The organism is Mycobacterium syngnathidarum (genome assembly GCF_001942625.1).
Taxonomy (GTDB): domain Bacteria; phylum Actinomycetota; class Actinomycetes; order Mycobacteriales; family Mycobacteriaceae; genus Mycobacterium; species Mycobacterium syngnathidarum.
In genome coordinates, this window is the sequence record NZ_MLCL01000029.1 from 314,726 (window position 1) to 335,293 (window position 20,568).

16 protein-coding genes and 1 pseudogene are annotated in these 20,568 nt (G+C 68.8%); 14 read left to right on the forward strand and 3 right to left on the reverse strand.

Translation table 11 applies throughout. From position 1 onward, the window contains the following. Positions 1 to 25: 25 nt before the first annotated feature. The 3 genes from idsA2 to BKG60_RS09440 form a co-directional block, all read right to left on the reverse strand. Positions 26 to 1,114, reverse strand: a complete 1,089-nt coding sequence (gene idsA2 / locus BKG60_RS09430) for a bifunctional (2E,6E)-farnesyl/geranyl diphosphate synthase (RefSeq protein ID WP_070943315.1) — start codon at positions 1,112 to 1,114, stop codon at positions 26 to 28. Positions 1,115 to 1,228: 114 nt separating this feature from the next. Next, the gene (locus BKG60_RS09435; protein WP_070185307.1) at positions 1,229 to 1,945 is read right to left on the reverse strand and encodes an LppM family (lipo)protein; all 717 of its coding nucleotides are present in this window, start codon (positions 1,943 to 1,945) and stop codon (positions 1,229 to 1,231) included. Positions 1,946 to 1,956: 11 nt separating this feature from the next. After that, a complete protein-coding gene (locus tag BKG60_RS09440; RefSeq protein ID WP_070943541.1) occupies positions 1,957 to 2,577 on the reverse strand; it encodes a GNAT family N-acetyltransferase in 621 nt (206 codons plus the stop codon). A 227-nt stretch (positions 2,578 to 2,804) separates the two neighbouring features. On the opposite strand from BKG60_RS09440, the gene BKG60_RS09445 reads away from it, so the two are divergent. From BKG60_RS09445 to ftsZ, 14 genes and pseudogenes are all read left to right on the forward strand, one after another. Then, on the forward strand, positions 2,805 to 3,206 hold the full coding sequence (locus tag BKG60_RS09445; protein ID WP_070185306.1) for a DUF3040 domain-containing protein: 402 nt from the start codon (positions 2,805 to 2,807) through the stop codon (positions 3,204 to 3,206). A gap of 437 nt (positions 3,207 to 3,643) precedes the next feature. Further along, positions 3,644 to 4,075: a division/cell wall cluster transcriptional repressor MraZ gene (gene mraZ / locus BKG60_RS09450; protein ID WP_029108782.1), complete on the forward strand. Its 432-nt coding sequence runs from the start codon at positions 3,644 to 3,646 to the stop codon at positions 4,073 to 4,075. Further along, on the forward strand, positions 4,050 to 5,228 hold the full coding sequence (gene rsmH, locus BKG60_RS09455; RefSeq protein WP_234998179.1) for a 16S rRNA (cytosine(1402)-N(4))-methyltransferase RsmH: 1,179 nt from the start codon (positions 4,050 to 4,052) through the stop codon (positions 5,226 to 5,228). Before mraZ ends, rsmH begins: the two co-directional genes overlap by 26 nt. After that, complete coding sequence (gene ftsL, locus BKG60_RS09460; protein ID WP_070943314.1) at positions 5,225 to 6,352, forward strand: cell division protein FtsL; 1,128 nt, start codon at positions 5,225 to 5,227, stop codon at positions 6,350 to 6,352. Before rsmH ends, ftsL begins: the two co-directional genes overlap by 4 nt. Further along, on the forward strand, positions 6,349 to 8,277 hold the full coding sequence (locus BKG60_RS09465) for a peptidoglycan D,D-transpeptidase FtsI family protein (RefSeq protein ID WP_070943313.1): 1,929 nt from the start codon (positions 6,349 to 6,351) through the stop codon (positions 8,275 to 8,277). Before ftsL ends, BKG60_RS09465 begins: the two co-directional genes overlap by 4 nt. A gap of 52 nt (positions 8,278 to 8,329) precedes the next feature. Continuing rightward, positions 8,330 to 9,871, forward strand: coding sequence for a UDP-N-acetylmuramoyl-L-alanyl-D-glutamate--2,6-diaminopimelate ligase (locus BKG60_RS09470; protein ID WP_070943312.1), 1,542 nt, complete (start codon positions 8,330 to 8,332; stop codon positions 9,869 to 9,871). Then, the gene (locus BKG60_RS09475) at positions 9,868 to 11,409 is read left to right on the forward strand and encodes a UDP-N-acetylmuramoyl-tripeptide--D-alanyl-D-alanine ligase (RefSeq protein WP_070943311.1); all 1,542 of its coding nucleotides are present in this window, start codon (positions 9,868 to 9,870) and stop codon (positions 11,407 to 11,409) included. Before BKG60_RS09470 ends, BKG60_RS09475 begins: the two co-directional genes overlap by 4 nt. Next, on the forward strand, positions 11,406 to 12,485 hold the full coding sequence (mraY, locus tag BKG60_RS09480; RefSeq protein WP_070184801.1) for a phospho-N-acetylmuramoyl-pentapeptide-transferase: 1,080 nt from the start codon (positions 11,406 to 11,408) through the stop codon (positions 12,483 to 12,485). The genes BKG60_RS09475 and mraY overlap by 4 nt, the downstream gene beginning before the upstream one ends. A 61-nt stretch (positions 12,486 to 12,546) precedes the next feature. Further along, on the forward strand, positions 12,547 to 14,001 hold the full coding sequence (gene murD, locus BKG60_RS09485; protein ID WP_070943540.1) for a UDP-N-acetylmuramoyl-L-alanine--D-glutamate ligase: 1,455 nt from the start codon (positions 12,547 to 12,549) through the stop codon (positions 13,999 to 14,001). Positions 14,002 to 14,015: 14 nt separating this feature from the next. After that, positions 14,016 to 15,644, forward strand: coding sequence for a putative lipid II flippase FtsW (gene ftsW / locus BKG60_RS09490; RefSeq protein WP_239251600.1), 1,629 nt, complete (start codon positions 14,016 to 14,018; stop codon positions 15,642 to 15,644). Continuing rightward, the gene (gene murG, locus BKG60_RS09495; protein ID WP_070943309.1) at positions 15,641 to 16,831 is read left to right on the forward strand and encodes an undecaprenyldiphospho-muramoylpentapeptide beta-N-acetylglucosaminyltransferase; all 1,191 of its coding nucleotides are present in this window, start codon (positions 15,641 to 15,643) and stop codon (positions 16,829 to 16,831) included. Before ftsW ends, murG begins: the two co-directional genes overlap by 4 nt. A 38-nt stretch (positions 16,832 to 16,869) precedes the next feature. Continuing rightward, a complete protein-coding gene (gene murC, locus BKG60_RS09500; RefSeq protein ID WP_255739423.1) occupies positions 16,870 to 18,288 on the forward strand; it encodes a UDP-N-acetylmuramate--L-alanine ligase in 1,419 nt (472 codons plus the stop codon). An 89-nt stretch (positions 18,289 to 18,377) separates the two neighbouring features. Beyond that, positions 18,378 to 19,196: pseudogene (locus tag BKG60_RS09505) on the forward strand (cell division protein FtsQ/DivIB); the annotation flags it as partial. Between the two features lie 200 nt (positions 19,197 to 19,396). Continuing rightward, the gene (ftsZ, locus tag BKG60_RS09510; protein ID WP_070184797.1) at positions 19,397 to 20,557 is read left to right on the forward strand and encodes a cell division protein FtsZ; all 1,161 of its coding nucleotides are present in this window, start codon (positions 19,397 to 19,399) and stop codon (positions 20,555 to 20,557) included. The last annotated feature ends 11 nt before the right edge of the window (positions 20,558 to 20,568 follow it).

Sequence of the window (20,568 nt, forward strand, 5' to 3'; positions counted from 1 at the left end):
GTGATCATGTCGTTGTGACGGTCTCCTACGCCGACCGGTTCGCCGCGAACCGGGCGATCTCGGCAAGGCCGGTCTTTGCCTGTTCGTGGATCGGTGCGGCGGCCAAGGTGTCCAGGGCGCGGTGGGTGAGAAGTTCGATGTGGGCTTCGACTGCGGCCAGCGCGCCGACCGACTCGATGACCCGGCACAGATCGCCGACTTGCGCGTCGGACAGTTCGCTACCCACGGAGGTGCGCAGCAGCTCGGCGGCTGCGGGGTCGGACTTGTCTGCCAGCTCGAGTGCCTCGGCCAGCAGCACGGTGCGCTTGCCCGATCGCAGGTCGTCGCCGGAGGGCTTACCGGTGACCGCCGGGTCGCCGAAGACTCCGAGGACGTCGTCGCGGAGTTGGAACGCGACACCGAGGTCGTTTCCGACCTGGTGGAAGATCTGCTGGATGTCGGGCCGATCGGCAGCCGCGGCGGCACCCAGCTGCAGCGGCCGGGAGACCGTGTAGGACGCGGTCTTGTAGGTGTTGACGTTCATCGCGGAGGCGACCGATTCGGCACCGCTGGACTCCGCGACGATGTCGAGATACTGGCCGCCGAGCACCTCGGTGCGGATATGGCGCCAGACCTGTTGGACCCGTTTCTGCGCGTCGGCCGGGATGTCGGCGGCGGCGACGATGTCGTCGGCCCAGGCCAGCGCCAGGTCGCCGGCCAGGATGGCCGCCGACAGGCCGAACTGCCGAGAGGATCCGTGCCAGTTGCGGTCGCGATGCCGGTCGGCGAACAACCGGTGCACGGTGGGTAGTCCGCGGCGGGTGGCCGAGTCGTCGATGACGTCGTCGTGCACCAGGGCACAGGCCTGCAGCAACTCCAGCGCGGCGAACAACCTCAACACGTCGGGGTCGGCGGGGCGGTCGGCCGGGTCGATCACCGCGCGCCAGCCCCAGTAGGCGAAGGCCGGGCGCATCCGCTTGCCGCCGCGGAGCACGAATTCCTCGAGGGCCTCGGTCAGCTCGGCGTAGTCGGTTCCGATGTACTCGCTGTCGCGGCGGCGCTCACGCAGATAGTCGCGCAGTTGGTCGGTGACGGCCCGGGCCAGCTCGACGGTCGACGGTGCCGAAGTTTGCACGCTCAGCGCCCGCCCCTTTCTGTCGTCAACGATGTGCCCCCGAGTGCATTCAGAGTAGAGCGTGCCGCGCGTTTTGTACCAAGCGAGGGCGTAGCTGTGAGTGCGGCGGTGAGGTCAGTCGCTGCCTGCGACCGGGTCACCCGGCTTGGCAGAGGTGTCGCGGCTCATCCAGGCCAGCGCGCCGATCACACCGGCGACCAGGAATGCGCCGACGACGAGCCAGATGGCCGCCGTGGTGAACGACCGGGCGCTCGGGTCGGTGTAGCGGGCCTGGGCGTTCATCGTGCTGACGATTCCCGGCCGCAGTTTCCATTCCACGATCGAGGAGCTCACCTGGTCGCCGTTGGTCGAGGTCACTTCGCCGGGGAAGGACACGGTCAGCAGAACGTCGGCGTCGGGGTCCGACAGCGAGGTGAGGTCGACCCGCCCCTCCAGGATCACCAGGTCTCCGGCGCGGCGCAGGGAGATGTCGACTCCTGCGGCGTCGCGGCTCATCCCGGCCAGCTGAGGCAGTTCGGCGAAGCTGAGATCGGAGAACACGGCCTGGGAGCCGACGTAGTCGTCGCGGCTGTACTCGGAGACCGCGACCTTCTTGGCGAACGGCAGATTGTTGAGTAGTTGCGGGCCCTTGTCGTCGGCGTCCCGTGGCTTGGCCGCCGCGATGATCTGGCCGGACACCCGGTCGTCGGGGGAGACGGTGATCGAGGCGCGGACCCGAACGCAGCCCACCACCATGGGCAGGATCAGCACCAACATCACCAACGTCAGGAAGCGGGTCCGTCGGCTACGTCTGGGAAGGCGGCTCGGTGGTCGGACATGCACGCTGGTCATCGTGCCAGATGTCACAGCGGCAGTGGGCGACCGAGGATGGCGAATGGCCGGGGATCGCCGGCGAAGTGGTAGCCGCGGATCACGTCGGTGAAGCCGAGCCGGCGGTACAGCCGCCATGCGCGGTTGGCCTCGCCGTTGATCTCAGGGGTCGACAACAACACGTGGGATTCGGCGCGGCCGGCCAACAGTCGCCTGGTCAGGGCCTCGCCGAGGCCCTGACCTTGCGCGCGGGGCGCGATGTGGAGCTCGGTGAGTTCGAAGTAGCTGGCCATCAGTTCGGCGATGTTTCCGGGGCTGGCGCCGACCCGCTGCAGGCCGGAGATGACCTGCTGTTGCCACCACTGATCTGGCGCTCCGCGGTAGCCGTAGGCGATCCCCTGCAGCGGGGCGTCGAGCAGGCCGGCGGTCTCAGGGCCGGGTGGTGCGTCGGTGCTGGATTCGGCGCCCGCGCCGGTGACCTCGACGGCGGCCACGCATTTCCAGCCCGCGCGCCGCGTGTGTTCGAGCCAGAGGGCGGCGCGCTGTTCCTCGGTTCCGCGCGGGTAGCGCATCGCGTCGACGTACACGCGCAACGCCTCGGGAAGCCGGCGCTTCATGTCGTCCGGCGACAGATCGATGAGATACGTCGCCAATGCCTCGCCTTTCGCCCGCCCGGTGTCCACCGAGCTCATTATCTTCAGCATTATCCGGTTGCGAGGCCGTCGGTCCCATCGACCGGTGTGATCCCGGAACCGCTTACAATCGACGCCGAACAAGGTGGTACGGCTCGGATCGACCTCGTATCATTAGGCTTAGGTGCCCGTAATTGCGGGCATGTGAAATTTTGAAAAGCGACGGCGGCGTCGGCAAGGAGGGACGAATGCCACTCTCCGATCATGAGCAGCGCATGCTCGATCAGATCGAGAGCGCGCTCTACGCCGAGGACCCCAAGTTCGCCTCGAGCGTTCGCGGTGGGACCTTGCGCGCGCCATCGGCTCGGCGGCGCTTGCAGGGCGCGTTTCTGTTCGTGCTCGGTTTGGCGTTGTTGGTCGTCGGCGTCGCGGTGAAGTCGCTGTGGCTCGGCGGCTTCCCCGTTCTTTCGGTTTTCGGCTTCGTGGCGATGTTCGCCGGTGTGGTGTTCGCCGTCACGGGTCCGCGCGTCGCCGGAGGCCGTGACCGCGCGGCTCAGGGGTCCGGTAGTGCGCCGCGTCAGCGTCGTCAGCGTGGAGGTTCGTTCACCACGCGGATGGAGGACCGGTTCCGGCGCCGGTTCGACGACTGAGCCGGCTGACGGTTTCAGGGGGTAGCCCGTAACGGGCTGCCCCCTTATTTTGTGCGTCGCTCCGAGTTCCCCGCCGGATGGATGTCCGGGTGGTCCCAGCGACACGCCGAGTAGTTCGGTGGCGCCTCGGTGTGGGGCGGGGTGGGGGAACGGTGCGCTACCTGTAGGGATTTTCGCCCCACAACGCCCCACCTCGTCTCGGCGGCCATCTACCTGGGATTTTCGATCGCCTGGCGGTGACAATCGTTGGTCGAGTCATGCGTTTTCGCCGTGTCCTGGGGGCGAGGGTGGGGAGAATGTCCAAACTCGCAGGACTAAATGGAGCAAAGTGGGGGATCGTGGGGTAAAGTGGCGGCCAACGGGGAAAACGGAGCCCCGTTCGGAGGGCAGAAGGCGAAGCGACCCGGGATCCGAACCGGGTGGCGGGAGGTGTCCAGATGTTTCTGGGTACCTACACGCCCAAGCTCGACGACAAAGGGCGGCTCACACTGCCCGCCAAGTTTCGCGACGCACTGGCAGGAGGGTTGATGGTCACCAAGGGCCAAGATCACAGCCTTGCCGTGTACCCGCGTGACGAGTTCGAAAAGGTGGCCCGGCGCGCTGCTGACGCGTCGCGCAGGAACCCCGACGCACGGGCGTTTCTGCGAAACTTGGCCGCCGCCACCGATGAGCAGCACCCCGACGCTCAGGGTCGGATCACCCTGTCGGCGGATCACCGGCGCTACGCAAGCCTGTCCAAGGAGTGCGTGGTGATCGGGTCGGTCGACTACCTGGAGATCTGGGACGCAGAAGCCTGGCAGTCGTATCAGCAGACCCACGAAGAGAACTTCTCCGCGGCCACCGATGAAGCTCTGCGCGACATCCTGTGATGCCGCCCAACAACCGGCGGCTGGCCCGGACCTAGCCCGTGCAGCGAGGCCTCTGCCCGAATTGGCCCTGGCGTACTTCCCCAACGCCAGGTCCGTGAATTCGGACAGAGACCCCGGTGCAGGGGCGATTCCGAGCGGAGGTGTTTCAGCGGTGCCAGATTCCCCAGATCACTCAGATGCCAAGGGGCACGGTCACATCCCGGTACTGCTCGACCGCTGTGTCGAGTTGCTCGCCCCCGCTCTGATCCGCCATCACGACGACGGGACCGGCGCGGTCCTGGTGGATGCCACCCTCGGCGCGGGCGGACATTCCGAGCGCTTTCTGACCGAATTTCCCGGCCTGCAGGTGATCGGCCTCGACCGCGACCCCAACGCACTCGGCATCGCCGGTGCCCGTCTGGCACCCTTCGGCGACCGAGTGCGGCTGGTGCGGACCCGCTACGACGGAATCGCCGGTGCGATCACCGAATCCGGATTCCGACAGATCGACGCGGTGCTGTTCGACCTCGGCGTGTCCTCGATGCAACTCGATCAGACCGATCGCGGCTTCTCCTACTCCGCGGACGCGCCGCTGGACATGCGGATGGATCCCGATGCTCCGCTGACCGCCGCGGACATTCTCAACACCTACGATGCCAAGTCGATAGCCCGGATCCTGCGCGATTTCGGCGAGGAGCGCTTCGCCGGCCGAATCGCCGACAAGGTGGTCAAACGGCGTGCCCAGCAACCGTTTTCCACCACCGGAGAGCTGGTGGAGCTGCTCTACGAGGCGATTCCGGCGCCCGCCCGCCGAACCGGAGGGCATCCGGGCAAGCGCACGTTCCAGGCGCTTCGGGTCGCGGTCAACGGCGAACTGGATTCGTTGCGTGCCGCGCTGCCCGCCGCCCTTGCCGCGTTGGTCGATGGTGGCCGGATCGTCGTGATGTCCTATCAGTCGCTGGAGGACCGGATCGTCAAGCAGGCGTTCACCGCGGCCACCGCATCGCGCACACCACCGGGCCTGCCCATCGAGCTGCCCGGTCACGAACCGGAATTCGTCACGCTGACCCGCGGCGCCGAGAAGGCCCGCCAAGTCGAGATCGACCGCAATCCGCGTAGCGCCCCGGTACGGCTGCGGGCACTGGAAAAGGTTGGGGAAGGGGGGAACTCATGAAGGTGAAGCGACCCGAGCAACTGCGTGAGTCAGATCGCAGGCGTCCGGTGCGTCAACCCGCGCGAGGCGGCGGGCGACGCACCGAGCAGGCTCCGCCGCGCAAGCGCCGGCCGGGTTCCGAGCAGCGCCCCGCGCGGACCGCACCCGGTACCGGGCCGATTCGGCGTCCGGGCACCCGACCGGCGCGGCCCAAGAGCACCAGTCAAGCCAAGGCCCGGGCGAAGGCACGTAAGGCCAAGGCTCCCAAGGTTGTCCGGCCACCACTGCGGGTGCGCCTGCGGGAACGTCTGCTGGTCCGGCTGTCCTCGATCGAGCTCAATCCGCGCGCCCTGATCTCCCGGGTTCCGTTCGTCGTCCTGGTGATCGCCGCGCTGGGCCTGGGACTCGCGGTGACGTTGTGGCTGTCGACCGGTTCGGCCGAGCGGTCCTACCAGCTGGGCCACGCCCGCGAGGTCAATCAGGGTCTGCTGCAACAGAAAGAGGCGCTGCAACGCGACGTGCTCGAGGCACAGGCCGCACCGGCGTTGGCCGAGTCTGCCCGCGATCTGGGCATGATCCCGTCACGTGACACTGCGCACCTGGTGCAGGACGCTGTCGGCAACTGGACCGTCGTCGGAACCCCCAAGCCGGCCGAAGGGGTGCCGCCGCCTCCGCTGAACACCCCGCTGCCGGAGGAGGCGCCGCCGGCGCCGCCCCCACCTCCGGCCCCGCGAGTGGTCGACCCGCGGGAGTTGACGGTGCGCACCCCGCGTTCGGGCCTGCCTGCGGTACCGGGCATTCCGATTCCGCAAGCAGACGCGCCGCACGGCGTCCCGGGGGCGCTACCGCCGGTGCCGGGTCCGGTACCGGCGGTGCCGTCGGCCGCCCCCGATGTGCTCGCGGCGCCCGTGCCCGGCGCGGTTCCCGGGCCTGTCGCCGGCGACCCCGCACAGGTTGCACCGCAGCAGGCCCCGGCCCCGATGCATCTGCCGGGCGTACCTACCGCGCCGGGTCCGGTGGCGGCACAGCCTGCCGCGCCGGTGGCCCCCGCCCCCGCCACGCCCCTGGAGCAGTTCAGCCCACCCACGGCGCCGGCGGTGCATGCCCCGTCCTTCGCGGTCAGCGCCCCGGTGCCCGCCGCATGAGCCGCCGCCCGGGCCGCCAGGGTCAGACGCCGAAGCCGCAGCGGGCGAAGAAGGCCTCTCCAGGGCCGGGGCACGAGGCCGGGGTCCGCCGTACTCGCGTTGCCGCTGCCGAAACCGGTTTGGCCAGTTCGTCTTTCGTGTTCCGGCATCGTGCCGGGAATGCTGTCATGGTGGCGGTGCTGGTGATCGCGGCCGCGCAGTTGTTCACCCTCCAGGTGCCCAGGGCGGCCGGCCTGCGCGCTGAGGCGGCCAGCCAGCTCAAGGTCACCGATGTGAACCCGGCCATGCGGGGTGCCATCGTCGACCGCAACGACGACAAGCTGGCGTTCACCATCGAGGCCAAGGCACTGACGTTTCAGCCGGTCCGAGTCCGCAAGCAACTCGCCGAGGCCAAAGCCAAATCCAGTGAGGCGCCTGATCCGGACCGCCGGCTCACCGAGATCGCCAAGGAGGTCTCGACTCGGCTCGACAATCGGCCCGATTTCAAGACGGTGCTCAAGAAGCTCAGGAGTAACGAGACTTTCGTCTATCTGGCTCGTGCGGTCGATCCCGCCATTGCCAGTGCGATCATGGACAAGTTTCCGGAGGTCGGTGCCGAGCGGCAGGATCTTCGGCAGTATCCGGGTGGTTCACTGGCGGCCAACATCGTCGGCGGAATCGATTGGGACGGCCACGGTTTGCTGGGACTGGAGGACTCGCTCGATGCGGTGTTGGCCGGTTCCGACGGCTCGGTGACCTACGACCGCGGTTCAGACGGCGTCGTGATCCCAGGCAGCTACCGCAACCGCCACGACGCGGTCGATGGGTCAACGGTGCAGCTGACCCTCGACGACGACATCCAGTATTACGTCCAGCAGCAGGTGCAGCAGGCCAAGGACGCCTCGGGTGCCAAGAACGTCTCGGCGGTGGTGCTGGATGCGAAAACCGGTGAGGTGCTGGCGATGTCGAACGACAACACGTTCGATCCCAGTCAGGACCTGGGGCGGCAGGAGAGCCGGCAGATGGGCAACCTCCCGGTCTCCTCGCCGTTCGAGCCCGGTTCGGTGAACAAGATCATCACGGCCTCCTCGGCAATCGAGTTCGGCCTGGCCAGTCCCGACGAGGTCCTGCAGGTGCCGGGCTCTATCGACATGGGCGGCGTCACGGTCCGCGACGCGTGGAACCACGGCGTGACGCCCTACACGATGACCGGGGTGTTCGGGAAGTCATCGAACGTCGGCACGCTGATGCTGGCCCAGCGGGTCGGTCCGGAGCGGTTCTACGACATGATCCGCCGGTTCGGGCTCGGTCAGCGCACCGATGTCGGCCTGCCCGGTGAGAGCTCAGGACTGGTGCCGCCCATCGATCAGTGGTCGGGTAGTTCCTTCGCCAACCTGCCTATCGGGCAAGGTCTTTCGATGACGCTGCTGCAAATGACCGGCATGTACCAGACAATCGCCAACGATGGCGTACGGATCCCGCCGCGGATCGTCAAGTCCACCATCGCGCCGGATGGCACCCGTACCGATGAGCCGCGCCCGGAAGGTGTGCGGGTGGTGACGCCGGAAACCGCACGTACGGTGCGAAACATGTTCCGCGCCATCGTGCAGCGCGACCCGACGGGCGTGCAGCAGGGGACCGGCCCGCAGGCCGGGGTCGAGGGTTATCAGATCGCGGGGAAGACCGGTACCGCTCAGCAGATCAATCCGGCCTGCGGTTGCTATTACGACGACGTGTACTGGATCACCTTCGCCGGGATGGCGCCTGCGGACGATCCTCGCTACGTCGTGGGCATCATGATGGACGCGCCGCACCGCGCGGCCGACGGATCTCCGGGATCGTCGGCGGCACCGCTGTTCCACAACATCGCGTCGTGGCTGCTGCAGCGTCACAACGTCCCGCTGTCGGCCGATCCGGGGCCGCAGTTGACCCTGCAGGCGACCTGACCGCGATAGTCGTGGGTGATGCGGTCGGTGGACCGCAGATGGGTACTGTGGCATGGCCATGAAGCTGCGTCCCAGCCGTCCCGCCGGCCAATACCTCGTGCCGCTCGCCGATCAGGTCCAAGCGGTGTCCGCTACCGGAAATCCACTGCCGGAACTTCGGGTCACCGGGGTGACCCTGCGCGGTCAGGACGCCCAGCCGGGAGATCTGTTCGCCGCGCTGCCGGGTGCGGCGGTGCACGGCGCGCGCTTTGCGCCCGACGCGGTCGCCGCCGGGGCGGTGGCGGTGCTCACCGATCCTGCCGGTGCCGGAGAACTGGGTGGCCTCGACGTCCCGATCCTGGTCCACCCCGAACCCCGGTCGGTACTCGGCGAGGTGGCGGCCGACGTGTACGGGCGCCCGTCGGAGCGGCTCACGGTCATCGGGGTCACCGGAACCTCGGGTAAGACCACCACGACATACCTGGTCGAAGCCGGGCTGCGGGCTGCGGGCCGGGTGGCGGGGTTGATCGGCACGGTCGGGGTGCGCATCGCTGGCCGCGATCTGCCGAGCGCGTTGACCACCCCCGAGGCGCCGGATCTGCAGGCGCTGCTGGCCGTGATGGTCGAAAGCGGCGTCGACACCGTGGTGATGGAGGTGTCCAGCCACGCGCTCACGCTGGGTCGTGTCGACGGGATCGGATTCGCGCTCGGCGGATTCACCAACCTGTCGCGTGACCACCTGGATTTCCACCCGACCATGGAGGAGTACTTCGAGGCCAAGGCCCGGCTGTTCGATGCCGCGTCGCGCAACCATGCCGTCGCGGCGGTGGTGTGTGTCGACGATGATGCCGGCGCGGCGATGGCCAGTCGCGCCGACAAGGTGACAACGGTGAGCGTCACCGGTGTCGCGGCGGACTGGCAGGCGCGCAACATCACCGCGGTCGGTGTCGGATCCCAGGAGTTCACCCTCGTCGACCCCGCTGGGGACTCGCATGAGCTTCGGATCGGGCTGACGGGCGGATACAACATCGCCAACGCCGCCCTGGCGACCGCATTGCTGGACGGGGCCGGGGTGACCCCGGAGCAGGCGGCTCCGGGACTGCGCACGGCGACCGTGCCCGGCCGGCTGCAGCCGATCGACCGCGGACAGCCGTTCCTGGCCCTGGTCGATTACGCACACAAACCTGGCGCACTGCAGGCGGTGCTGGAAACCCTGCGCGCGTCTGGCCCGGGGCGCATCGCAGTGGTTTTCGGTGCCGGGGGTAACCGGGATACCGGCAAGCGCGCGCCGATGGGGCGGGTCGCGGCGGAACTGGCGGACCTCGTCGTTGTCACCGATGACAATCCCCGCGATGAGGACCCCGCGCTGATTCGGGCGGCGATCGTGGCGGGCGCGCGTGAGGCAACCGCGGGTGCCGAGGTGGTGGAAGTCGGTGACCGGCGTGCGGCGATCGAGCATTCGGTGGCCTGGGCCGGGCCCGGCGACATCGTGCTGATCGCCGGCAAGGGGCATGAGAGCGGGCAGACCGCCGCCGGCCGCACCCGGCCGTTCGACGATCGTGACGAGTTGGCGGCGGCGTTGGAGGCACTCAAGTCAGGGGAGTCGGGCACGTGATCGAGATGACCATCGCCAGGATCGCGGAGATCGTCGGCGGCGAGTTGGCCGACATCACGGCCGAAGAGGCCGCCTCGACCCGCGTCACCGGCTCCGTCGAATTCGACTCTCGCGCGATCGGCCCCGGCGGATTGTTCCTGGCCTTGCCCGGCGCCCGCTCCGACGGGCACGACTTCGCCGCGGGCGCAGTGGCCGCCGGGGCTGCCGTCGTGCTGGCCGCGCGGCCGGTCGGGGTGCCCGCGATTGTGGTGCGTCCGGAGCCGGGGGCCGCCGATGCAGCTTCCGGAGCTTTGGAATTCGACACCGACGGGTCCGGTGCGGCGGTGCTGGCCGCGCTGGCGAAACTCGCGGCCGCGGTGGCCGCCGAACTCGTCGCGGGCGGGTTGACGATCATCGGGGTGACCGGATCCTCGGGCAAGACCTCGACCAAGGATCTGCTTGCCGCGGTGCTGGACCCGCTCGGGCAGGTCATCGCCCCGCCGGGCTCGTTCAACAACGAGTTGGGCCATCCGTGGACGGTGTTGCGTGCCACGCCGGATACCGATTACCTGATCTTGGAGATGTCGGCCCGGCATCCGGGCAACATCGCGGCCTTGGCCGCGATCGCGCCGCCGCAAATCGCGGTGGTGCTCAACGTGGGTACCGCCCATCTCGGTGAATTCGGCTCACGTGAGGCCATCGCGAACACCAAAGCTGAATTGCCGCAGGCTGTTCCGGCCGGAGGTGTGGTGATCCTCAACGTCGACGACACGGCCGTGGCGGCCATGGCCGGCAAGACCGCGGCGCGCGTGGTGCGGGTATCGCGCGAGCCTGGCTCCGAGGTCGACGTATGGGCCGGCCCGGTCACCCTGGACGAACTGGCCCGTCCGCGATTCACCTTGCACGCCGGCGGCGACCGGATCGACGTGGCGTTGGCGGTGCACGGTGATCACCAGGTCGGCAATGCCTTGTGTGCGGCGGCGGTCGCCTTGCAGTGCGGCGCCGGACTGGATCAGGTGGCCACCGCGCTGGCGAGCGCCGGCCCCGTGTCGCGGCACCGGATGCAGGTCGCCGGCCGAGCCGACGGTGTGACGGTGATCAACGATGCCTACAACGCGAACCCGGATTCGATGCGCGCCGGCTTGAAGGCGCTGGCCTGGATGGCACGCCGGGGCGGCGGTGAATCCGCCGGTGAAGTGGGTGGAAAGCGCCGCAGCTGGGCGGTGTTGGGGGAGATGGCCGAACTCGGTGAGGACGCCATAACCGAGCACGACGCCATCGGACGGTTCGCGGTGCGCTTAGATGTGTCTCGGTTAATCGTCGTCGGAACCGGGAGGACTATGAACGCCATGCACCATGGCGCGGTGATGGAGGGTTCGTGGGGATCTGAGTCCACGATGGTCGACGACGCCGATGCCGCGCTTGCCCTTTTGCAGGCTGAGCTGCAGCCGGGGGACGTGGTGCTGGTGAAGGCATCCAACTCGGTGGGGCTGGGTGCGCTCGCCGATGCGCTGCTTGCCGCGGCCGGCCCGGCCGCAGACGGGGATGCCGTTCGATGAAGCTCATCTTGATCGCCGTCGGTATCGCCCTGACGGTATCTATCCTGCTGACACCCGCGTTGATCCGGCTGTTCACCAAGCGTGGGCTGGGCCATGAGATCCGTGAGGACGGCCCGGCCAGTCACGCCAAGAAGCGCGGCACGCCGTCGATGGGTGGCGTGGCCATCGTGGCCGGCATCTGGGCGGGCTACCTGGGCACTCACCTGGTCGGGCTGGCGCTGGGCGGGGAGGGCCCGTCGGCATCGGGGTTGTTGGTGCTGGGCCTGGCCACCATGCTCGGCCTGGTCGGCTTCGTCGATGACCTGATCAAGCTTCGGCGCTCACGCAACCTGGGGCTGAACAAGACCGCCAAGACTGTGGGCCAGCTGACCGCGGCGGTGTTGTTCGGTGTGCTGGCCCTGCAGTTCCGCAACGGCGACGGGCTCACACCCGGCAGTCCCGAACTCTCGTACGTCCGCGAGATCGCCACGGTGACGTTGGCGGGCTGGGTGTTCGTGTTGTTCTGTGTGGTGATCGTCAGCGCCTGGTCCAATGCGGTGAACTTCACCGACGGCCTGGACGGGTTGGCGGCCGGCGCGATGGCGATGGTCACCGCGGCCTACGTCCTGATCACGTTCTGGCAGTACCGCAATGCCTGCGCCACGGCGCCGGGACTGGGCTGCTACAACGTGCGTGATCCGCTGGACTTGGCGATCATCGCGGCCGCGACGGCGGGCGCATGTATCGGCTTCCTGTGGTGGAACGCCGCACCGGCCAAGATCTTCATGGGTGACACCGGCTCGCTGGCCCTGGGCGGCATCATCGCCGGCCTGTCGGTGACCAGCCGCACCGAGATCCTCGCGGTGGTCCTGGGCGCACTGTTCGTGGCCGAGGTGACCTCGGTGGTGGTGCAGATCCTGGCGTTCCGCACCACGGGCCGCCGGGTGTTCCGGATGGCGCCGTTCCATCATCATTTCGAGCTGGTGGGTTGGGCCGAGACCACGGTCATCATCCGGTTCTGGCTGCTGACGGCGATCGCCTGCGGTCTGGGTGTGGCCCTGTTCTACAGCGAGTGGCTCACCGCAGTCGGGGCCTGACGTGGCGGGCCCGGTGGACGGTGACGACCAGGGGCTGCCCGCACGCGAGGCGGACCCGAGCCTGCTGTCGCTGCTGACCCGCGGAACGCCGGTGTTGGTGACCGGTGCGGGGGTCACCGGACGCGCGGTATTGGCTGGGCTGGCGCCCCTTGGTGTCGCTGCGACGCTGTGCGACGACCGGGCCGAGGCGCTGCAGGCTTACGCCGCGCAGGGCACCGCGGTCATCGATCCGGCCGACGCGATCGCCGGTGTCGCCGACTACGCGCTGGTGGTGACCAGCCCGGGTTTCCCGCCCAGCGCCGCTGTACTGGCCGCTGCGGCCGAGGCCGGTGTCCCGATCTGGGGCGACGTCGAGCTGGCCTGGCGGCTGGATGCCGCGGGTCGTTATGGTCCGCCTCGGCGGTGGCTCGTGGTCACCGGCACCAACGGCAAGACCACGACCACCTCGATGCTGCACGAGATGCTGTTGGCCGACGGCCGACGGAGCCTGCTGTGCGGCAACATCGGTGACCCGGTTTTGGCGGTACTGGATCAGCCCGCTGAGTTGCTGGCAGTCGAGTTGTCGAGTTTCCAGCTGCACTGGGCGCCCTCCCTGCGCCCGGAAGCGGGTGTGGTGCTCAACGTTGCCGAGGATCATCTGGACTGGCATGGCTCGATGGCCGCCTATGCCGCGGACAAGGGCAGGGCACTGGCCGGGCGGGTGGCCGTGGTGGGTCTCGATGATCCGGTGGCGGCGGGTCTGCTGCCCACCGCGAAGGCTGCGGTCCGGGTCGGATTCCGCCTCGGCGAACCGGCCGAGGGCGAGCTCGGTGTCCGCGCCGGCAAGCTCGTCGACTGCGCCTTCGGTGCCGACGTCGAGTTGGCTGATGCGACCACGATCAGCGTGGCCGGGCCGGTCGGCGTGCTCGACGCGCTGGCGGCCGCATCGCTGGCCCGTGCGGTTGGGGTGGCCCCGGGTTCGATCGCAGCCGCGTTGGCGTCGTTCCAGGTCGGCAGGCACCGGGCGGAGTTGGTCGGTGAGGCCGACGGGGTGCGCTATGTCGACGATTCCAAGGCCACCAACCCGCATGCGGCGCAGGCTTCGATCACCGCCTTCGACCGCGTGATCTGGATCGCGGGAGGCTTGCTGAAGGGCGCTTCGGTCGATGAGTTGGTGCGCCAGGTGGCGAATCGGCTGGTCGGGGTGGTGCTGATCGGCCGGGACCGGCAGATGGTTGCCGATGCGTTATCGCGACACGCCCCGGATGTCCCCGTCGTCGAGGTTGTGACGGGGGAGGATTCTGGGGTGCTTGAGACAAATGAGTCTATTGGTGACCATGTGACTCGTGTGATCGAAGTCGGCGACCGTCCGGTCTCCGATGCGGTCATGGCGGCGGTCGTCGATGCCGCCCGCGGCCTCGCCGGCTCGGGGGACACCGTATTGCTGGCCCCGGCAGGCGCGTCCTTCGATCAGTTCAGCGGCTACGGCCAGCGCGGCGACGCATTCGCCGGCGCGGTCCGCGCCGTGATCGGGTAGGCGCGGTGGCCGGCATCCTGGCCCGGTTGCGCAGCCGTGGCGGCGACGCGACCGGCGCTACCGCCGCCGAGGGCGGATCGGCTGAGACGGCTTCCCTCTCGACGGCCGCTACGCCGCGTACCCGGTTCGGCGCGTGGCTCGGCCGCCCGATGACGTCGTTCCACCTCATAATCGCGGTCACCGCTCTGCTCACCACGCTGGGCCTGATCATGGTCCTTTCGGCGTCGGGGGTGTACTCCTACGACTTCGACGGATCGCCGTGGGCGGTGTTCGGCCGCCAGGTGATGTGGACGGTGATCGGGTTGATCGCGTTCTACGCGGCCTTGCGGATATCGGTGCGGACCTTGCGCAGGCTGGCGTTCCCCGGGTTCGCCTTCACGATCGTGTTGTTGATCCTGGTGCTGATCCCGGGAATCGGCAAGGTGGCCAACGGTTCCCGCGGTTGGTTCGTCGTCTCCGGATTCTCGATGCAACCCTCGGAGCTCGCCAAGATCGCCTTCGCCATCTGGGGTGCGCACCTGCTGGCCGCCCGGCGTATGGAGCGGGCTTCGCTGCGCGAGATGTTGATCCCGCTGGTGCCGGCCGCCGTCATCGCGCTGGCGTTGATCGTCGCGCAACCTGACCTCGGGCAGACCGTCTCGCTCAGCATCATCCTGCTGGGCCTGCTCTGGTACGCGGGCCTGCCACTGCGGGTGTTCGTGTCCTCACTGCTGGCCGCGGTGTTGGCGGCGGCCGTGCTGGCGGTATCGGCCGGCTACCGGTCGGATCGGGTGCAGTCCTGGCTCGACCCGGCAGCTGACAGTCAGGGCATCGGCTATCAGTCCCGGCAGGCCCGGTTCGCCCTGGCCAACGGCGGCATTTTCGGTGACGGGCTGGGCCAGGGCACCGCCAAGTGGAACTATCTGCCCAACGCACACAACGACTTCATCTTCGCCATCATCGGCGAGGAGCTGGGATTCGTCGGCGCGGTGGGCCTCCTGGCGCTGTTCGGGCTGTTCGCGTACACGGGTATGCGGATCGCCCGCCGGTCGGCGGATCCGTTCCTGCGCCTGCTCACCGCGACCACCACGCTGTGGATCGTGGGCCAGATGTTCATCAATGTCGGCTACGTGGTGGGTCTGCTGCCGGTCACCGGCTTGCAGCTGCCGTTGATCTCCGCGGGTGGATCTTCGCAAGCCACAACGCTTCTGATGATGGGGCTGATCACCAACGCGGCCCGGCACGAACCCGAGGCCGTGGCGGCGCTGCGGGCCGGGCGCGACGACCGGATGACCCGGCTGCTACGGCTGCCGTTGCCCGAGCCCTACGTCCCGACCCGTTTGGAGGTCGCCCGCAACCGGCTGCACGACCGCAGGAGGTCGTCGCCGCGCAGTGCGGGCAAGCCCAACGGGAAGGCCGGTGTGAAGCCGGCCGCCAAACAGAAGGGCAAGCACAAGGACAAGCAGGCCGGGGCCAAACAGGCCAGGGCCAGACAACCGGGCTCGCGCCGGTCGCCGCACAGTGCCGACCGTCCCGTGCGCCGGTCGGGTCGCGCTAGGGGCCGGCAGCCGGCCGGGGGCGGCAGGTCCTCGGTCAGATATCCTGCAGGCCAGCGGAAACAGGGGCAACGGGCCCGGACTTTGGAAGGTCAGCGTTACGGGTGAGCGAAGGTAGGACGGACCGCGGGGTACCTGGTCCTCGGGGGCAGGAGCGCAGCGACCGGGGGATTTCCGTCGTTCTCGCCGGTGGCGGCACAGCGGGTCATGTCGAGCCGGCCATGGCGGTGGCCGACGCACTCCGTGAACTCGACCCGCAGGTGCGGATCACGGCCCTCGGAACCGCCCGCGGGCTGGAAACCCGGCTGGTGCCGCAGCGCGGTTATGACCTCGAGCTGATCACCCCGGTGCCGCTGCCGCGCAAGCCGTCGGGAGACCTGGTGCGGCTGCCGCTGCGCGTGCGTACCGCGATCCGCCAGACCCGTTCGGTGTTGGCCGGCGTGGAGGCCGACGTGGTGATCGGTTTCGGCGGCTACGTGGCGCTGCCCGCCTATCTCGCGGCCCGCGGCGGCTTCGGTTTGCACGGTCGTCGTCGTGCCGTCCCGGTGGTGGTCCACGAGGCCAACGCCAGCGCCGGGCTGGCCAACCGGGTCGGCGCGGCATCGGCGCGCCGAGTGCTCTCGGCGGTGCCCGAGCCGGGGCTGCGCAAGGTCGAGGTGGTCGGGGTGCCCGTGCGCGCGGCGATCACCTCACTGGACCGTGCCGCCTTGCGGGCCGAGGCCAGGGCTTTCTTCGGATTCGCCCCCGATGCCAAGGTCTTGTTGGTGTTCGGCGGCTCGCAGGGCGCCCAGTCGATCAACCGTGCGGTGTCGTCGGCGGCCGAAGCCCTTGGTGCTGCGGGTGTTTCGGTGCTGCACGCCCACGGGCCGAAGAACACGCTCGACCTGCCGCCGGCCGCAGCGGGTGCGCCGCCGTATGTCGCGGTGCCGTACCTGGACCGGATGGACCTGGCCTACGCCGCGGCAGACCTGGCGATCTGCCGCTCCGGGGCGATGACCGTGGCCGAGGTGACCGCCGTCGGGCTGCCGGCGGTCTACGTCCCGCTGCCGATCGGCAATGGCGAGCAGCGGCTCAACGCGCTCCCGGTGGTGTCGGCCGGTGGGGGCATCGTCGTCGACGATGCCGAGCTCACCGGCGGGTTCGTCGCCGATACGGTCGCGAGCCTGATGACCGATGACGCGCGCCTGGCGGCGATGACGTCAGCCGCGTCGTTGTCCGGTCACCCCGACGCTGCCAGGCGGGTGGCTCAGGTTGCCCTCGAAATCGCCCACGCTCAACGAAAGAGGCTGCAGTGAACGGTAATTCACTTCCGGCCGAACTGCAGCGGGTGCACATGGTCGGGATCGGGGGAGCTGGGATGTCGGGTGTGGCCCGCATCCTGCTGGACCGCGGCGGCCTGGTGTCCGGATCGGACGCCAAGGAGTCGCGCGGCGTGGTGGCCCTGCGGGCCCGCGGGGCCGAGATCAGAGTCGGTCACGACGCGTCGTCGCTGGATCTGCTGCCCGGCGGACCGACGGCGGTCGTCACCACCCATGCCGCGATCCCCAAGACGAACCCGGAGCTGGTCGAGGCCCGGCGCCGCGGCATCCCGGTGATCCTGCGGCCGGTGGTGCTGGCCAAGCTCATGGCCGGCTACACCACGTTGATGGTGACGGGCACCCACGGCAAGACCACCACCACGTCGATGCTCATCGTGGCGTTGCAGCACAGCGGGTTCGACCCGTCCTTCGCCGTGGGCGGTGAGTTGGGCGAGGCCGGGACCAACGCTCATCACGGTAGCGGAAAGTGCTTTGTCGCCGAGGCCGACGAAAGCGACGGCTCGCTGCTGGAGTACACCCCGAACGTCGCGGTGGTCACCAACATCGAGGCCGACCACCTGGATTTCTTCGGCAGCGAGGAGGCCTACACCGCGGTGTTCTCCGCGTTCGTCGACCGTATCGCCCCGGGTGGCGCTCTGGTCGTGTGCACCGATGATCCCGGTGCGGCCGCGCTCGCCGAACACACTGCAGCACTGGGGATTCGGGTGCTGCGGTACGGCAGCACGCCCGGTGGCGATCTCGCCGGCACCTTGCTGAGCTGGGCGCAGCAGGGGACCGGCGCGGTTGCCCATATCCAGCTGGCCGGTGAGCCGTACCCGCGCGCAATCCGGCTCGCGGTGCCCGGTCGGCACATGGCGCTCAACGCCCTCGCTGCCCTGCTGGCGGCGATCGAGGTGGGTGCACCCGCCGAGGCCGTTCTCGACGGGCTGGCCGGATTCGAGGGGGTGCGGCGGCGTTTCGAGCTGGTGGGCGCACTCGGCGGGGTCCGGGTTTTCGATGACTATGCGCACCATCCCACCGAGGTGCGGGCCACGCTCGAGGCGGCCCGGACCGTGGTCGACCAGACCGGTGGCCGGGTGATCGTCGCGTTCCAGCCGCATTTGTACTCGCGCACAGCGACTTTCGCGACGGAGTTCGGGGCGGCTCTGAGCGCTGCCGACCAGGTCTTCGTGCTCGACGTCTACGCTGCGCGTGAGCAACCGCTGCCCGGTATCAGCGGCGCAACTGTCGCTGAGCACGTGAGTGCCGCAGTCACCTATGTTCCGGACTTCTCGGCGGTCGCCGCCGTGGTGGCGGCCGCGGCGCGCCCCGGCGACGTGGTGCTGACCATGGGGGCCGGCGACGTGACCATGCTGGGCAAGGAGATCATCACCGAGCTCGGTATCAAGGAGAATCGCAGCGCCCCGGGCCGTCCGCCGACGGAGACGCCGTGACCGAGACGGGTTCTGACGGTCCCGAGGACGTGACCGAAGTTCCCGGCGAGGCTTCCACCGAGGCTTCCGCGTCCGGCGTGGCCGACCCTGACTACGAAGGGCCCCGCCGCCGCGCCCGGCGCGAGCGGGCCGAGCGTCGCGCCGCGCGGGACCGGGCGGTGGCGATCGAGAATGCCCGCCGTGAGGCCAAACGCAAGGTCGTCGGGCAATCGGCAGATGCTCCTAAAACGGTGGCCCGCAGCACCATTCGTGGTCTCAAGGTGTTGCTGTGGTCGGCGCTGGCGAGTGTGGTCGCGGTGGCGTTGGGCCTGGTTCTGTACTTCACACCGGTGATGTCGGTGCGCAGTGTGGCGGTAAATGGTGTGGCCGCGGTGCCTAAGGAACAAGTCCTTGCCGTCGCAGCGGTGGCGCCGGGAACACCGCTGTTGCAGGTCGACACGGACGCCGTCGCGGAGCGGGTGGCCACGATTCGGCGGGTCGCGACGGTGCGGGTTCAGCGCGAGTATCCCTCGACCCTGCGGATCACCGTCGTCGAGCGGGTGCCGGTCGTGGTCAAGGACTATCCCGACGGCCCCCATCTGTTCGACCGCGACGGGGTGGATTTCGCGACCGAACCGCCGCCTCCGACCCTGCCGTACCTGGACACCGACAATCCCGGCCCCACCGACCCGGCCACCAAGGCCGCGCTCGAGGTGATGCTGGCGCTGCCGCCGGACGTCGTGGCGCAGGTGGGCCGGATCGCCGCACCGTCGGTGGCCTCGATCGCACTGACGCTGACCGACGGCCGGGTTGTGGTGTGGGGGACGAACGATCGGACCGAGGAGAAGGCGCTGAAGCTGGCTGCCCTGCTGACCCAGCCGGGGCACACCTATGACGTGTCCAGCCCGGATCTGCCGACCGTCAAGTAGGCCGTCACGGCCATCTGGGGAAATTGCCGCGTGGCGCGTCGGCGCGCCTGCTGCGATCACCGGCGTCGGCGCCCTACCGTTCTGTTTGCGCGGAACTACTTGACATAACTCTAAGCCTATGGTTGAGGTTGAGGGTTTGCCCCAGGGAAGATTCGGCGCCAGGAACACTGTGAACACCCGACTTGGGAGGAAGACGATCCATGACCCCCCCGCATAACTACCTCGCGGTAATCAAGGTGGTTGGTATCGGCGGCGGCGGTGTCAACGCCGTCAACCGGATGATCGAACAGGGCCTGAAGGGCGTCGAGTTCATCGCGATCAACACCGACGCACAGGCACTGCTGATGAGCGACGCCGACGTCAAGCTCGACGTGGGTCGCGATTCCACTCGCGGACTCGGTGCCGGCGCGGATCCCGAGGTGGGCCGTAAGGCCGCCGAAGACGCCAAGGACGACATCGAGGAACTGCTGCGCGGCGCCGACATGGTGTTCGTCACGGCAGGCGAGGGCGGCGGCACCGGAACCGGTGGTGCACCCGTCGTCGCATCGATCGCACGCAAGCTCGGCGCGCTCACCGTCGGTGTCGTGACGCGGCCGTTCTCGTTCGAGGGCAAGCGGCGAAGCAACCAGGCCGAGAACGGAATTCAGGCCCTACGCGAAAGCTGCGACACCCTCATCGTCATCCCCAACGACCGGCTGCTCCAGATGGGCGATGCCGCGGTGTCGCTGATGGACGCCTTCCGCAGTGCCGATGAGGTGCTGCTCAACGGTGTTCAGGGCATCACCGACCTGATCACCACACCTGGCTTGATCAACGTCGACTTTGCCGACGTCAAGGGTGTGATGAGTGGCGCGGGAACGGCGCTGATGGGCATCGGCTCGGCACGCGGTGACGGGCGTGCGCTCAAAGCTGCCGAGATCGCGATCAACTCGCCGCTGCTGGAGGCTTCGATGGAAGGCGCGCAGGGCGTGCTGCTGTCGGTGGCCGGCGGCAGTGACCTCGGTCTGTTCGAGATCAACGAGGCCGCCTCATTGGTCCAGGACGCCGCGCATCCCGAGGCCAACATCATCTTCGGCACGGTGATCGACGACTCGCTCGGCGACGAGGTGCGGGTCACGGTCATCGCGGCGGGCTTCGACAGCGCCGGTCCCAGCCGAAAGCCGGTCGTCAGCCCCAGCGCGGCGCAGACCCAGCCGATCGCCTCGGGGCGCGCAGGCAAGGTCACCACCTCGCTGTTCGAGCCGACGGACGCAGTGAGCGTGCCGGCACACACGAATGGCGCCACCGTCAGTGTCGGTGGCGACGGAGACGGCGGGATCGACGACGATGATGTCGACGTGCCGCCCTTCATGCGGCACTGAGTCGGGCCCCG